Origin of the sequence: Halobellus limi (assembly GCF_004799685.1) — an archaeon.
GTDB lineage: Archaea > Halobacteriota > Halobacteria > Halobacteriales > Haloferacaceae > Haloquadratum > Haloquadratum limi.
Map to the genome: position 1 here is coordinate 1 of NZ_CP031313.1, position 13,891 is coordinate 13,891.

Below are 13,891 nucleotides of genomic sequence, written 5' to 3' on the forward strand. Positions count from 1 at the left end.
ATGACGTCACCTGACAATACGACCCAGATGAGTTCCCACCGGCACCGCTCTCGAACCGGGACCGACCCGGCTTCGAACCGACCGATGTCGCTCTCGGAGATCAAAGAATCGTACGCCGAGTACGCTGACTGGATCCACCGGTTCGACTGGCTGGCCCGCCTCGTCACTGGCCGCTATCGCCGCGCACAGTTCGGTGATGTTGACGGGAAAATCTTGGACGTTGCTTGTGGGACGGGAACGAACTTCGGATATCTTCCAGAGACGAGTGAACTCGTGGGCATCGATATTAGTCCGGAAATGTTAGCACGCGCTGAAGACCGCCTTGCAGAGCTAGCCATCGATGGCACGCTGTTACAGATGGATGCTCAGGACCTCGATTTTGCCGATGACAGTTTCGACGCTGTGATTTCGTCACTGTCGACGTGTACGTTCCCCGATCCCGTCGCCGCGCTCCGTGAGATGAACCGGGTGTGTAAGCCCGGAGGGACGATCCGCCTGGTCGAACACGGGCGAAGTGGACGTGGGACCGATCGCAAGCTATCAGAAGTGGCGGACCGACGCTCACTACAGCCAGACCGGCTGTCGCTGGATCAACAGCCCCGTGATATCGTTGCTGAAGCGGGGCTTACAGTCCACAATACTACTACTGGACTTCTTGGGATGATCACACTTTCGAGATCACCCCAGGCGGCGGTGATGAATAATGGCTGTGTTGCCTCCAAAACGGTAGAGTGGCTCGTCGCTGGTGGGCACCTGACCGTTCTTGGAGCACTGATCAGGTTCCGCGGATGGACGTTCCTACTTGCGGGCTACGACGAGACGTCGCGTGTCCCTGACGACGTGGCTCAGCAGGTGGCTGGCAACACGGTTCTCCGCGTCGGAATCGCCGTTTTCGCGTCGGTCTCTTCACCACTGTGACGAACCCACCGCGTTTCTCGGCTCCATACTAGGCAGTGTGATTCTGGTGGCCGTGTTGCGCTTGCTCTACCGACTCAACACGTGGGCACCGCACTCAACATAGCGCAAAACGGTGAGTTGCCCTCCGACACAGTGATTCTCGAAATCGTTTTTCATACTGGAGTAATGTAGTTCAACTGATGACTGATCTTCTGGTTCACGATGCGACCGTTGTGACGGTGAATCGAGAGAACCAGATCCTGCGGAACGGGTCCATTCGAGTGACGGACGGACGCATTACGTCAGTTGAGCCAACCGAATCCGGAGATCGAACCGCGACGGCGGATCGCGTAATCGACGCCAGCGGGGAAAGTCGTGATTCCGGGCCTCATCGACGCCCATCGACATACCGATTTTACGCTCGTTCAGGGACTATTCAGCGAACTGGACGGGAGTGAGTTGCTCAAAGAGGCTCTCGCGTTGTACCACACTGCTGAATCGGTACTGGGAGATTCCTTCTTTGAAGCCGCGTGGGACCTCGCCTGTCTGCGCCAGCTCACGCACGGCGTACGACAGTGAATGCGATGGACTTCACGCCGGAACTCGGTGCGGAAGCGATCGGCGAAGCCGGATTACGCGGTGTGATCGGACCGGAACTTGCGGATCTACTCAATCCTGTATCGGCGGACGAACAACTCCAAGCCGCTCGTCGATTCGTAGACTCGTATCACGGCAACTACGATGGCCGCGTCACGGCGAGTATCGCACCGGGCGGTGAGTCGGGTGTTCACGAGCCCTTTGGGAGGGGGTCGCAGTACTACGCGCCGAGTATCCCGAGTTGCGGCTCCACACGCATCTCTATGATTCTGCGGCGGCAGACACGATGGCGGCTGGAAGCGTGCCGACGATCCGCTTGACCTACTCGAACAGTACGGACTGCTTGATGAGCGAACGTTGCTCACGCATTTGCTCCACGTGATCGGGACGACGCGCGGCGCATCGCAGAGAGTGGCGCGCACGTGCTTCACTGCCCGACAGTGTACAGCTATTTCCAAGCCGGAGACCAGGCCTGGTTCCCCTGCCTGCTCTCCAAGAGTTCGGTGCGAACGTCGTGATCGGGTTAGACGATCCGTTCTGGTTCGACTCCTGGGATCTCATCCAGGAGGCCAAACACGCACGCTCCTGTCGAACTTCGAGTACGGCGCCCAGCAGTGGTCCTCGTATGAACTACTGCAAATGCTGACGATCGATGCTGCACGCGCGCTTGGTTTAGATGATCAAGTAGGAAGTCTCGAACCGGGGAAACAGGCTGACTTCGTCGTGATCGATGTCGACACGCCACGCCATCAACCGTACAGTAACCTCCCATCGGTGCTGATGAACTCAGTGACTGCGGGCGACATCGAGACAGTCGTCGTCGACGGCGACGTCCTGATGAGAAACAAGTCGGTCGAGTCACTGGATGTCGAGCGTGTACACGCAGCGGCGATGCGGGAACGGGAACGCCTCCAAGCGCAGACCGGTTGGAAAACGTCTCTCGCGGCAGTACACCCCCGACATATCGATACTCCGACGCATCTCTGCACGGCCCGTACTCCGAGCCGTGATCAGTACGGTCACGGCGTTGTTCACCGATATTCTGATCGTTGGAGCTGTACGTGTCTCTTCACCCTCGGCCCGACGAGTGATCAGATGTCTGATGAGCCGATTCGGAAAACCGGACAACTAGCTCTTCAGTCGTCACGGCATACACGGTCATTTCCTTTCCTTTTTCCGAGTACCACGTTCCAACCGGGGCGACGAGATCACGTCACGAAGCCGATCCAAATGATACGTGACGTTCTGGATCGACTGCCCGATGGCGGTTGCGATGTCGGACGCCGTCCCCGGTTCTCGCTTGAGCGTTGTCAGGATTTCTTGGGCTGTATCCGATGACAGGACTTGGAGGATATTAGAGTGGTTCTCTTCGCCGACAACGACGTCGGTCTGTTTCTTTGGGGCGTATTCGACTGACGGCTGGTGAGGAGGGCACTGGACATTGATTTTGGAGAGTCAGTTTTGTTTGTTCGGTTCACTCCGAACAAACGGATCAAACAATTTAACACTTATGGAGTCTTTGTAGTAGATATGACTCAAGAGGGGACTCATCACACCGGAACACGAGGGATATTGTATGAATGAAGGCGACCGTGACCTCGCACGGGAACGCGTTATCGAATCGCTGGAACAATCAGCCGAAGTGTATGGATTAAGCCGCAGCGCTGGACGAATCTACGGCGTCCTGTATTTTGCCACCGAACCCCTCTCGATCCCGGAACTCGTCGAAGAAACCGGCTATGCCAAATCAACTGTGAGTAACGTAACGCGGACACTCACACGCATCGGGTTGATCCATCGTCGCTCCTCTGAAGGCGGCGGACGACGAGTACACTTCACGGCAGAACGCGAAATCTGGTTTATCCTCCAGGACGTGTTCCAGCAATACATTCAACGCGAGATCCAGACGACCCTGCGAACGATCCGGCGAGCTGAGGATCAACTCTCGGACTCAGATACCAGCGAAGCCGAACGGATCCGTGATCTTCGAGCGACCTACGAAGACCTCGAAGAGATCACCCGACTCGCCACGAACCTCTCTACCGCAGAGCTTCGTGAGGCTCTCGAAGCCTACGAGGACTAAACCCTGGTCTGGTCACCAATACACGGTGTAGGTACAGCGATCGTCTCCGTTCCGTCGACAGGTAGATCCGGTTTCTTCGATGAATACGAACGAATCCATCGACGCGTAGTGTTTCGCAACGCCTCTGATCAGGCCACGATCGAACGGACACGGGTACGGGTTGTAACACGTGACTGTCCCGGCCCGGTCGTCGGTTTGCTCGAATCGATACCACCCAGCTCTCCACCCCGGTGGTTCCGTTGATACGCCTCGTCGATCGATTGGAGCCCCGCAGGTACTGTGTCAAATTCATCCGGCCACTCGGCGACATCCGGAATTTGTTCACCGAGTCGGTCTAGCACGTGTGGTTGGAGCTCTTCAGCAATCGCCTCAAAAGCATTCAACCACGCCTGTTGTGGATACCATTCGTCAGGCTCTGGATCAGTAATCCCCTCGTCCGCTAACGCGTTTAACGCCCGTTCTTGATAGGCCGCAGAAAATTTCCCCATCCCTTCGTTGACAATCGTAAGCACCGTCTGCCCGTTGATTTCAACATCCTGATCGAACGCCTCGTAAGAAACCATTATTCCGTGGTTCCGAGCCGTTCAACATAAATCCACGAGTCACGTGTCGGGACAGCCGCCGCTCCACTCAGTCCCTGCGTCCTCAAACGATGGTCGCGTAATGGTGGTCGGTGTGTTGTAGTCAGTAAACCGGAACGTGATCGTGGCAACGCCGGTTGCTCCGTCACCCGAACGTGGATTTCGCGTTGGACTTTCTGGATCAGGTGCGTCTCGGTGTCCGCCCAGACGCACTCATCGGTACTGAACTGGCGGAATACTACACGCCCGACTCCAGAGAGGAACTGATCGACGGTGATAGATACGAGCGATCTTTAGAGGTAACTTCACCAAAGAATCCCGTGAACTGGTCACTGCTGACGGTGATATTGTCGAGACGCTGTTGAGTACCGCAGTTCCGACGACGCGGGTGTCGCGTACGATCGACTCTTCCGGACGTGTCTGTGGCGGATCGAACCGTGGGACGAAACCGGAATCCGCGTCGAACGTGATCGAATCGACCGATGGCTCGACACGTCGACTGTCGTGATCGAGTGTCCCGACCGGGAACTACGACTCCCACATTTGTACGGCCCCGAACCGATCCTCGACGTGTTCGACCGTCGTGCCAGCGGCACCGAACGTATGGAAAGAATGTAGTACCATCCATCCGGCAGGGTATGAGTCAACGAGAACGATTCTCAGTGTGGTTCATATCAGGCCCAGTACTTCCAGAACGATATTGATGAGCCTGTCTAATCGACCCCGCTGTTCATCATCCTCGTCTGACGACGTAGTCTCGGTATCATCTGTCAAATCCTAATACACTCTTGAGTCCCACAAATAGCTTGGTAGTCCCGGATGACGGTCCTGTATGGTCGTCCCCACGTTGCTCGGAATTACAGACGCGACCCTCGGTGCGGGTTTAGGCGTCGCGTGGCTGGTCGTGCTCGGAATCGCTACGTATCGCTACGTGCGCGGCAGTCAATCTCGGGAACAATTCCAGGCAGTCGTGTCCGTGGGTGCTTTCTGGCTCGCGTACAGTCTGCTGCAGATTTCAACTGCAGTCTCGGGGGTACCCGAGATACTCGTCGTGGGGCTCGCAGCCGGATTTTTCCTAACCGGGATCGTTGCTGGGATCCGATGGTGGGACAGCCGCAGTACCGACACTGAGGAGCAAACGACCCCCTGAGGCTTTCACGGCGATTCTTCCAGTTTGGGTTCTCCAAATCAATCAATACAGGCCGTGTATCGATCTATAAGGCTGGTGAAAGAAACAGAGCCCAAAAAATTAGAATGTCCACAAACCTACTTCATCAAGTGTCCTCAAATCGCTCTCCTCCTCAGTGGACAAACCCAACATACGTCGCAACTGTCGTCGGAGTCATTGCGACTGGCGCTCTCGTGTTCTACAGCTCACTAACTCAGTCTGGCCCGACAGTCGATGAAGTCATCTTCGTAATCTTGGCCATCACTATCCCCGTTACCATCGCTTACGAAGTCGCTCGTCGCTTCGGATAATAGATACCCACGCTTGATTTAACTGGCCCTGCGTACCGCGGATTCTCCGTACTGAAACGATGGACTATCGGTCGTGGCTACATCTAATGACGGATGCGTTTCCCCACCAGTTTCGGATGAATTGAACGTCAGACTACGGCCAGTCGAGGTCGATACCGACCAGATCGGCGCTGAGTGTCCAGAGCCGCTGTCGGTTTTCCGGATCGGTCGCTTCCGTTGAGGGGGGCGTGATTCCTTCTCCGGTGACGTACGTACCGGTTCGTTCACCGCATTCTGGGGCCGTGACGAGGTGACAGAGTCGCCGTGCGCCTTCCTGTTGTGTGGTGCCGATACCGGGGATGATGGCTACCGCTCGGATCATCGCTCGTGTCCAGAGCGGGGCGTCGCGGAACAGGTTCGTAGACGGGACGAATCCGGGATGGAAACAGTTCGCCGTAATCTCGGTGTCTTCGAGTCGGTCGGCCAGTTCGAGTGTGAACGCAACGGTGGCGAGTTTCGAACGGGCATACGCTTGGAGTGAATCGTACTCGGTGGTGAACTGGAGATCGTCGAAATCGAACGTGGCGCGACGGTGAATGTCTGAAGCGGTGACGACGACCCTGGCCGGTGCCGAGGCTCGAAGTCGGTCAAGCAGGTCGTGAGTCAGCAGATACGGCGCGAGGTGATTGACGGCGAACGTGAGTTCGACGCGGTCTTCAGTTTCTGTTCGGTGGCGAGACGAGAGTCCAGCGTTGTGTACGAGGGCGTCGATCCGGTCATATGTATCGAGGAGTTCCGTCGCAAGGGAACGAACGGTTGCCTGCGTGGCGAGATCCGCCTGGTGAAATCGGATATCGCCGTCGAGCGGAGTCGCGTCAGCGACGAGTGTGTCACCGCGCGTCCGGTCGCGCCCGATGACGGCAACGGTCGCCCCCTGTGCAGCAAGGTCCGTTGCAGCGATGCGACCGATGCCACTCGTCCCACCAGTCAGCACCACGACGCGCTGTGTGTCCACACTGACTGTCACGTATCGTTGCAGGATTCAAACGGCAGATCGGTGTGAGTTTCGGTACTGAGTACGATCGGTTCAGGTCGGTGTACCACCGTAAGCGGTAATTACTTTTGCCAGGGTTCAACACGTCAGATTATGACATCTTCACAACAGTATGGACTGTCCGAGATCGACCTCTCCGGAAGCCAGTATACTGTCGAGCAGACTGGACGCGATAAGAACTTTCGCCCCGAGTACGAAGCGAGGGACGTTGCGGGTGACACGCTTTTTCGCACCACGTACCAGATGTACGAGGAAAGAGACGAGTTCCCGTTCGTCGACGCCGACGGAACTGAGATCTGTCGCGTGAAGGCTATTGACACGTGGGACATCGCCGGCGACTATCTCCTCACGGACAGCCAAACCGAGAAGGACCTCGTAATCTTCGATAACGACCTCTCGCTGTTGCAAGACACGTGGCGGATCCGCGACGCCGAGGATGAGTCGCTGCTGGCCGAGGTCAACTCCCGCGGTGCACTCGTCACTCTCGCGCGGAAACTCCTGCCGGTCGGTCAAGGCATCGCTCACAAGTACGAGATAACCGATTCAGAGGGCGGTTCGGTCGGTTCTATCGAGGGTGAGTTCGCTCTATTCGACTTCGACCAGTACGAGATCACGCTCACCGATACGAGTTCAGTCCCGACAGAACCGATCGTGATCGCCGCGATCGTTATCGATGCGATTCAGGGAAATTGACTTCCAAGCACGACTTCCGGATCACGAAACGACACCCTGGACGTAGATATGCGCGTACGCGCTGGCCCACACGATCGAGAGCAGTTCACCGATGCTTGATGAGATCACGTCCAAAGCGGGCGGCACCAGCGCCAGCCCCGTCCCAAGCTCGGGAAGAACTGTTGGCAAATAAAGGCTGAGTGCACTGCCAACTACGATTACGAGGATGAGCAGGAACTTTCCGCGGTAGTTCGTCGTGATGCGCCAGCTCACCCACAGTGATTCGATCGGGCCGTACTTCCCGATGACGCACGCTTCGGGTGCGAACCAGAACTTGAACAGAAGCAGGAGAAACGGGACGGCGAATACGATTCCACCGACCGCTGCAGCGACAGGAAAACCAACCATTTCTACGGGATTGCCCGGAATAACGCCGACCAGAACGAAGAGCGGAAGCGACAGGAAGAACGGGATCGTCATCACGGAGAACACCACGAGAAGGACGACGCCGACTAACGCTGGTGTCCGAGCGATGCTTCGACGCAGTCCCTCGCGTATCGTGACGGGGTCGCCAGTGAGTTCGCCGGCGACGATCGTTCCTACGTAGGCCCGAATCGAGATGATGAACGCGAACGCCGTCACAGCCTCGACCACGCCGACCGCAGGCGTCGGGAGCACGGTGACGGCATCCGTTTCGAGGAGTCGGTTGATGAGGATGATCACGCCGGCGAAGACGACGATTGACGGATAGGATCGAAACAGGCGCACGGACCAGACGAGTGCGTCGAGGACGGTCCGGTTGATGGTTGTCGTCTCGATGTTCCGGCATTCGAGACAACCGCAGCCATCGATGTCGTCTCGGGCTTTAATCGTCGGTGCCACGTCACACGTGGTTTGGTCGGCGGCAGTAGAAGCCCTTCGGACCGGTGCGTCGGTGTGTTCCCTCATTCCCCAGTGACGAAGTGTGAGATGGATTCTCCGGCGGCAAGCAGGATCGATGGCGGCCCGAGTAGCGAGGCGAAGGATTTGAACGCGCGCTTGAGGCTCGGCCGATCGTCCTCGGTGCCGAGGAAAAGCAGCGTCGGGTCTTCCGAGACGACGAAGACGTTCATCTCACGGCCCTTCTCCGAATAGCACGTGTCAGTGACCTCGATCACACCGGCCGATTCGAGATTCGACAGGTGATAGTGCACGTTCTGTACACTCTGGTCGAGTTGCTCGGCGATCCGTGCCGGCGTCGCCGGTGTCTCGTTGAGGAGCCGGAAGATCTCGTAGGCGGTCTCCGACGACAACGCTTCGATCACGTCTCGCGTCGCGTCGTCGTCGAGGCTCAGGACGGCGGGGTTGTCGCTTCGTTCGACGGCCGCGTCCGTCTGTGTCGGGAGGAGTCGTGGCATTGGTGTGTTGAATGGTGAGGGGAGTCGTCGGGATCTGTTCTGATCAGTGGCTTTCGAAACCGTCGTACGTAGTTGTTGGTGAGTGGTCATACTGATTCCGTGGTGATGGGTGAGATAGCGATTAATCGCAGGTAGTACGCCGTGTACACCGTATAGAAGTACGCGAAGCCAACCGCCGACAGCACGATTCCGATCGGAAGTAGGACAGCTATCGGAAGACCGAGGTCGATCGGTAATACGTCAGCTGGAGCAGCGTCTGTCAGTGTCAATTGGAGCAGGTACTCGGGGATGAGGAAGGCGTTCAACAGGACAAGCCAGGCCAGCGAGAATCCGACCACACTTTTGAGATTTGAGCGGACGAGTCCAACACTTCTGCGGAACGCATCCGTAACGCTTTGGTCTTCGATGACGATCGCCGCATCGTAAAACTGTACGAACAGTATGACGGCGAGGATGGCCACCAGCCAGAGGAGTAGGGAGACGACACCCGCGGTGAAAGCGGCCATCTCGTGTATCGCTGCGAGTGCCATTGACCCGATCCCGAGGACGAATCCGACGAGTCCGACCCCGATAGCGGTTCCGAAGACGAGAACCACGAACAATACAGTACCAAGGAGAAGTCGGAGGTAATGTGTCCGCGCGGCAGTGACAAAGTGAGAGACCGACGCGTCTGTCCCTTCGACCGCGGCACGGGCAGTTCCGAGGAAGCCACCGAGTACGAACGGGAAAAAGACCAGCCACGCAAGCGATGCGCCTGCCGAAACCAACGGTGGGTCAATCAGGTGCTCAACGTACTGAAGTTGGCTTCCACCCCCGACGAAGAGACCGGCGACGAGCAGGATCGGATTCGCTCGGAGGGCAGTGTATCCGTCTTTGAATGCGGAGACGAGGACCATCGTGTCTACGACTTACCGGTGCCACATATTAGATCGAATGGAGTATCAAAACCAGATTTAAGCAATATTAGGGCCTGTCTTGGCTGTTCTCTCCGAGGGGAGTGCTGTTATGCTCAGTCTTTAAGTACCGCTGTGAGTGCTCGGAGTTGTCCCCACCCGTTCGAACGGAGTGCCGCGGGCAACCGTCGGCGTGCGCCCTCGAGCGCGCGCTATGGTGCAATCGAGTGAGTGAAGACTTGCAAACGCTACTATAGAACAATTATCCGAGCCCGAATGCAACGACGACAATGTATCCCCAAATATTGTTGAGTTGATGCACGAACCAGGCACCACTCAGACTATCGAACCGCAGCCGGAGTGCCGTTGGCACAATCGCCCACGCACACATCGTGATTACGCCGGCGATGCCGAGCAATGAAACGTGAATGAGGCCGAACGTCATAATTGCCACTCCTCCAGCTACAACCGGATGAATACCTCGACCAAGCAAAGTCCCCAGTACGACACCACGAAACAAGACCTCTTCAGCAAGCGGCGAAACAAGTACCGCGCCGAACACGACTGCTCCGATCACAACCGGGTCAGATAGAGTATATTCGTAGCCACTCATCGTGAGTCCCGCCGCCTGTGTTGCTGCGGATGCACCGAGATACAACGCCGTTCCAATCGGGAACCCTAACAGTGCCCACGCCGCTTCATCCTTGCTCGGACGGTCAAACCGGAACGCAACTGCCCGCGCCGCCGGGCTGAATAAGACGTATACTCCGCTAATGACCAACAGGGATGAGAAGCCGTAGCTGACGTTTTTTCCAACAACGCCATATTCTGTGCCAGGAGCAACCGCTTGGTAGCCCAGCCCGAAGGCAATAGCTAATGGTACAGGGAGCACAGCAGCAATGAGACCGATAAGTACGTGGTTATCAAGAGCCGCTGCGTTACGTTGGAGCTGTCCCCCTGGAATTGTTCCAGGCATCATAGTTTGTTCACATTAGAGCGATGGAACCCATTTTAATCGTGGTTAATTAGCTGCACTTTCAGCCACATCGTCGGCTACCTTTCGGGAGATAACACTCTACGTTGAGCAGGGAGTTGGCGAACTCAATGTAGACGACGCTTGTACCGTTCCCGATTGAAGACGGACTTATTAATTGTCTGTATGGTTCTCGTCCCGCGACAGCTCAAGATCTGACTACACAGGACGGACGGACCCAGGTTTACCGTGCTAAACCTGCTTTATTGTACACTGCCTGAAATATATTTTCTGGCGGGTTGTGGCCATTCATATGGCTTCGACAGACACGGAGGACGGGCGACCAACGATAACTCAGTTCACCGACCCAATGTGCACGTGGTGCTGGGGCTCAGAACCCATCATTCGGCGTCTCCGAACCGCACTCGGCAACCAGGTAGAGTTCAGGTATATTATGGGCGGCCTGGTGGAGGACTTCGACGAATTCTACGATACAGCCAACGATATCGCAGCGCCCAGTGATGTTGCCCCACATTGGGAAGAAGCATCTCAATATCACGGGATGCCCGTCGATACGCAGATCTTCGAAACCGATCCAGCACAATCAACGTACCCCGCAAGCAAGGCATTCACCGCCGCACGCCAGCAGGATACCGAACTGGCACATCGGTATTTACGCCGCCTCCGTGAGGCCTACACCACACAAGTCCGTAATGTCAACCGTCGAGAAGAGCAGGTAAAAATCGCCGAGTCGGTCGGCCTCGACGTCGATGACTTCACTACGGCCCTGGATAATGGAACTGCTCAAGCAGCATTCGAGAAGGACCTTGCTCGAACCCGCCAAGCAGACGTTCGAGCGTTTCCGACGTATCACATCGACGGGCCAGCCGGTGAAACGAAGGTGTCGGGATTCCAGTCCTTCGAGGAGTTGGTGACCGCACTGAAGACTGTTGATCCTACCTTAGAACAGTCATCTCCCCCACCGATAACGCAATTTATCGCCGCATACGAGCCTGTTGCGACGCGGGAAGTCGCCGAAGTGTATGAACTCGACGAAGGAAAAGCGCGACAGGCACTGGAATCGTTCGTCGATGACGGATCTGTCCGCCGTGAAGCCCGTGGAAACGGCTTCTTCTGGTACTCGAAGAACGGAGGGGAGAGCTGATGGGGCTGCTCCACAACGGCGAGTGGGAATCCGATGCCACCCGCGACCAGTATGATCACGATACCTTCGACAACCGAATTGAGAATTCCCGAAATGCCACGTTCCCAGCGGAGGCAGGCCGTTACCATCTCTACATCTCGCGTGCCTGTCCGTGGGCGCACCGAGCAGCACTCACCCTGCGTCTCCTCGGGCTCGAAGACACCATCTCCGTTGGCGTCGTTGATCCCGTCCGCCGCGACCAGGGATGGGAGTTCTCTCCCGAGAAGGCAAACTGTACGACCGATTCGGTTCACGGCCACAAAACCCTCTACGAGGTCTTTCAAGAGGCTGATCCGGACTATACAGGCCGTGTGACGGTCCCTATTCTCTACGACCGAGAAGCTGAGACCATCGTCCACGAGGAATCAGCGGAAATCGCTCGGATGCTCGCCACCGAGTTTGACCACTACACGTCGGAACCGCTGGATCTCTACCCGTCGTCAATGCAGGACGATATCGACGAAGCCATCGAAGACATCCACTCCTCGATCAACACGGGCGTCTATCGTGCTGGATTCGCTGACTCACAGGAATCGTACGAGACGGCCGTGCAGGAACTCTTCGACGGTATGGAACGCTGGGACGAGATCCTGTCCACCCGTCGCTACGTCGTCGGTGATCAACTGACTCTCGCAGATGTGTTTCTCTTTCCAACGTTGTATCGGTTCGATGCCGTCTATCACACGCATTTCAAGTGTAACATCCGTCGCCTGATCGACTTCGATCACCTCTGGGACTACGCCCGAGACATCTACCAGACGGGAGGAGTCCCCGAAACCTGCAATATGGATCACGTCAAGGCCCACTACTACCGGAGCCACGATGACATCAATCCGACCGGTTTCGTGCCTGTTGGACCCGAACTCGATTGGACAGAGCCTCATAATCGGAACGAACTGCCCAGTGACGACGATAGTGTCAGAAAATAACTATGGCTAACACACTCAATTCAGATCTCGAAGGTATCACGGTCGCAGAGACCCGACTGAGTCAAATCAACGGTGAAAAGGGCGAACTCCTCATTCGGGGCCTTCCCATCGACGAACTCGCCAGTAATGCGAGCTACGAGGAGACGGTCTTTCTCCTGCTGAACGGACGGCTTCCGACATCCGAGGAAACTGACGAGTTCCGGGGTAAACTCGCATCCCACCGCCAGATCTGCGATGAGGTCCAGGCCGTTCTCCAGCGAGCAGCCCGAGAGGGGAAACCGGCAATGGATGCCCTCCGTATGGGCGTTGCAGCTGCAAACCTCGGAGTTGAAGAGCAAGACCTTAGAAAGGACATCCATCGGGTGATTGCTGTTTTTCCCACTATTGTGGCAACCTACTGGCGGTACCAGCAGGGGAAAGAACCGGTCGCACCCCGCGACGATTTGGGACACGCAACGAACTTTCTCTATATGTTGACGGGCGAGAGACCGTCCGAAGCCAGGGCCGCTGGTCTCGAAACCTATCTGAATACTGTCGTCGAGCACGGGCTGAACGCGTCCACATTTACCGCTCGCGTTGTCGTCTCGACAGAGTCGGATCTCATCTCCGCGGCGACGGCTGCTGTCGGAGCGCTCAAAGGGCCTCTCCACGGGGGTGCACCCGGTCCCGTGTTGGAGATGCTTCAAGAAGTGTATGAAACAGGGGATGCAGAAAAATATGTCCGCGAAACGTTGGACGCCGGCGAGCGGCTGATGGGATTCGGTCACCGCGTGTACCGCGCACGTGACCCGCGGGCTGCTGTCTTAGAATCGGCCGCTGAAAGCTTTCACACCGAAAAAGGAGACGGTGAATTCTTCGAGGCTGCTCAGGAGTTCGAGGATGTCGCTACCGACCTATTGGCAGAATATGTGCCGGACCGTCGGCTGGAAACGAACGTGGAATTCTACACTGCAATTCTGCTTGACGGTGTCGGTATTCCCAAAGACCTCTTTACGGCTACGTTCGCTATTTCCCGGGTTAGTGGCTGGATGGCTCACGCACTAGAACAACTCGACGATAATCGGTTGATCCGCCCCAGTTCTCACTACGTCGGTGAGACAAAACGGTCGTGGACGCCGGTTGAAGACCGATAGTAGGAAAATATGATAACTAT

The 13,891-nt window shown here is 56.6% G+C and carries 13 protein-coding genes and 2 pseudogenes; 8 read left to right on the forward strand and 7 right to left on the reverse strand.

Features of this window, described 5'->3' with window-relative positions; translation table 11 throughout:
* Positions 1–27 precede the first annotated feature (27 nt).
* Together DV707_RS16350 and DV707_RS19060 are read left to right on the forward strand one after the other, a co-directional pair.
* Positions 28–918 (forward strand): class I SAM-dependent methyltransferase, encoded by an 891-nt coding sequence (locus tag DV707_RS16350; RefSeq protein ID WP_240728566.1) that lies wholly within the window; start codon positions 28–30, stop codon positions 916–918.
* 945 nt (positions 919–1,863) lie between these two features.
* A complete protein-coding gene (locus DV707_RS19060; protein WP_394348352.1) occupies positions 1,864–2,832 on the forward strand; it encodes an amidohydrolase family protein in 969 nt (322 codons plus the stop codon).
* Here the strand turns inward: DV707_RS19060 and DV707_RS19280 are convergent.
* Positions 2,767–2,940: pseudogene (locus tag DV707_RS19280) on the reverse strand (hypothetical protein); the annotation flags it as partial. The gene DV707_RS19060 and the pseudogene DV707_RS19280 overlap by 66 nt on opposite strands.
* A 130-nt stretch (positions 2,941–3,070) precedes the next feature.
* Between DV707_RS19280 and DV707_RS16365 the strand changes: the two are divergent.
* Positions 3,071–3,577 (forward strand): GbsR/MarR family transcriptional regulator, encoded by a 507-nt coding sequence (locus DV707_RS16365; protein ID WP_103992649.1) that lies wholly within the window; start codon positions 3,071–3,073, stop codon positions 3,575–3,577.
* Between the two features lie 128 nt (positions 3,578–3,705).
* Here the strand turns inward: DV707_RS16365 and DV707_RS16370 are convergent, their stop codons facing one another.
* Complete coding sequence (locus DV707_RS16370; RefSeq protein ID WP_240728568.1) at positions 3,706–4,140, reverse strand: hypothetical protein; 435 nt, start codon at positions 4,138–4,140, stop codon at positions 3,706–3,708.
* A 378-nt stretch (positions 4,141–4,518) separates the two neighbouring features.
* Here DV707_RS16370 and DV707_RS19065 point away from each other — a divergent pair.
* A pseudogene (locus tag DV707_RS19065) lies at positions 4,519–4,776 on the forward strand (DUF6498-containing protein); the annotation flags it as partial.
* 994 nt (positions 4,777–5,770) lie between these two features.
* On the opposite strand, the gene DV707_RS16380 reads toward DV707_RS19065, so the two are convergent.
* The gene (locus DV707_RS16380; RefSeq protein ID WP_235010832.1) at positions 5,771–6,631 is read right to left on the reverse strand and encodes an SDR family NAD(P)-dependent oxidoreductase; all 861 of its coding nucleotides are present in this window, start codon (positions 6,629–6,631) and stop codon (positions 5,771–5,773) included.
* 132 nt (positions 6,632–6,763) lie between these two features.
* Between DV707_RS16380 and DV707_RS16385 the strand changes: the two genes are divergently transcribed.
* A complete protein-coding gene (locus tag DV707_RS16385) occupies positions 6,764–7,363 on the forward strand; it encodes an LURP-one-related/scramblase family protein (RefSeq protein WP_103992645.1) in 600 nt (199 codons plus the stop codon).
* 21 nt (positions 7,364–7,384) lie between these two features.
* Here the strand turns inward: DV707_RS16385 and DV707_RS16390 are convergent, their stop codons facing one another.
* From DV707_RS16390 to DV707_RS16405, 4 genes are all read right to left on the reverse strand, one after another.
* Entirely contained in the window at positions 7,385–8,290 is a 906-nt protein-coding gene (locus DV707_RS16390; RefSeq protein WP_235010830.1) for a hypothetical protein, read from the reverse strand.
* The gene (locus DV707_RS16395; protein ID WP_103992644.1) at positions 8,287–8,739 is read right to left on the reverse strand and encodes an ArsR/SmtB family transcription factor; all 453 of its coding nucleotides are present in this window, start codon (positions 8,737–8,739) and stop codon (positions 8,287–8,289) included. The genes DV707_RS16390 and DV707_RS16395 overlap by 4 nt, the downstream gene beginning before the upstream one ends.
* A gap of 86 nt (positions 8,740–8,825) precedes the next feature.
* Positions 8,826–9,635: a DUF7847 domain-containing protein gene (locus tag DV707_RS16400; protein WP_103992643.1), complete on the reverse strand. Its 810-nt coding sequence runs from the start codon at positions 9,633–9,635 to the stop codon at positions 8,826–8,828.
* A 259-nt stretch (positions 9,636–9,894) separates the two neighbouring features.
* On the reverse strand, positions 9,895–10,611 hold the full coding sequence (locus DV707_RS16405) for a CPBP family intramembrane glutamic endopeptidase (protein ID WP_103992642.1): 717 nt from the start codon (positions 10,609–10,611) through the stop codon (positions 9,895–9,897).
* 307 nt (positions 10,612–10,918) lie between these two features.
* Here DV707_RS16405 and DV707_RS16410 point away from each other — a divergent pair, with 307 nt between their 5' ends.
* Genes DV707_RS16410 through DV707_RS16420 form a run of 3 tightly spaced genes read left to right on the forward strand, consistent with a single transcriptional unit; the run spans position 10,919 to position 13,871 of the window.
* Positions 10,919–11,770 (forward strand): DsbA family oxidoreductase, encoded by an 852-nt coding sequence (locus tag DV707_RS16410; RefSeq protein ID WP_103992641.1) that lies wholly within the window; start codon positions 10,919–10,921, stop codon positions 11,768–11,770.
* Complete coding sequence (locus DV707_RS16415) at positions 11,770–12,738, forward strand: glutathione S-transferase family protein (RefSeq protein ID WP_103992640.1); 969 nt, start codon at positions 11,770–11,772, stop codon at positions 12,736–12,738. The genes DV707_RS16410 and DV707_RS16415 overlap by 1 nt, the downstream gene beginning before the upstream one ends.
* A gap of 2 nt (positions 12,739–12,740) precedes the next feature.
* Positions 12,741–13,871, forward strand: coding sequence for a citrate synthase/methylcitrate synthase (locus DV707_RS16420; RefSeq protein WP_103992639.1), 1,131 nt, complete (start codon positions 12,741–12,743; stop codon positions 13,869–13,871).
* The last annotated feature ends 20 nt before the right edge of the window (positions 13,872–13,891 follow it).

What these genes read in the sequence shown, in the direction of transcription:
- DV707_RS16365 (WP_103992649.1), top strand. Translation starts at nt 3,071, where the DNA reads ATGAATGAAGGCGACCGTGACCTCGCACGGGAACGCGTTATCGAATCG.
- DV707_RS16400 (WP_103992643.1), bottom strand. Translation starts at nt 9,635, where the DNA reads ATGGTCCTCGTCTCCGCATTCAAAGACGGATACACTGCCCTCCGAGCG.
- DV707_RS16370 (WP_240728568.1), bottom strand. Translation starts at nt 4,140, where the DNA reads ATGGTTTCTTACGAGGCGTTCGATCAGGATGTTGAAATCAACGGGCAG.
- DV707_RS16420 (WP_103992639.1), top strand. Translation starts at nt 12,741, where the DNA reads ATGGCTAACACACTCAATTCAGATCTCGAAGGTATCACGGTCGCAGAG.
- DV707_RS16415 (WP_103992640.1), top strand. Translation starts at nt 11,770, where the DNA reads ATGGGGCTGCTCCACAACGGCGAGTGGGAATCCGATGCCACCCGCGAC.
- DV707_RS16385 (WP_103992645.1), top strand. Translation starts at nt 6,764, where the DNA reads ATGACATCTTCACAACAGTATGGACTGTCCGAGATCGACCTCTCCGGA.
- DV707_RS16390 (WP_235010830.1), bottom strand. Translation starts at nt 8,290, where the DNA reads ATGAGGGAACACACCGACGCACCGGTCCGAAGGGCTTCTACTGCCGCC.
- DV707_RS16350 (WP_240728566.1), top strand. Translation starts at nt 28, where the DNA reads ATGAGTTCCCACCGGCACCGCTCTCGAACCGGGACCGACCCGGCTTCG.
- DV707_RS16395 (WP_103992644.1), bottom strand. Translation starts at nt 8,739, where the DNA reads ATGCCACGACTCCTCCCGACACAGACGGACGCGGCCGTCGAACGAAGC.
- DV707_RS16405 (WP_103992642.1), bottom strand. Translation starts at nt 10,611, where the DNA reads ATGATGCCTGGAACAATTCCAGGGGGACAGCTCCAACGTAACGCAGCG.
- DV707_RS16410 (WP_103992641.1), top strand. Translation starts at nt 10,919, where the DNA reads ATGGCTTCGACAGACACGGAGGACGGGCGACCAACGATAACTCAGTTC.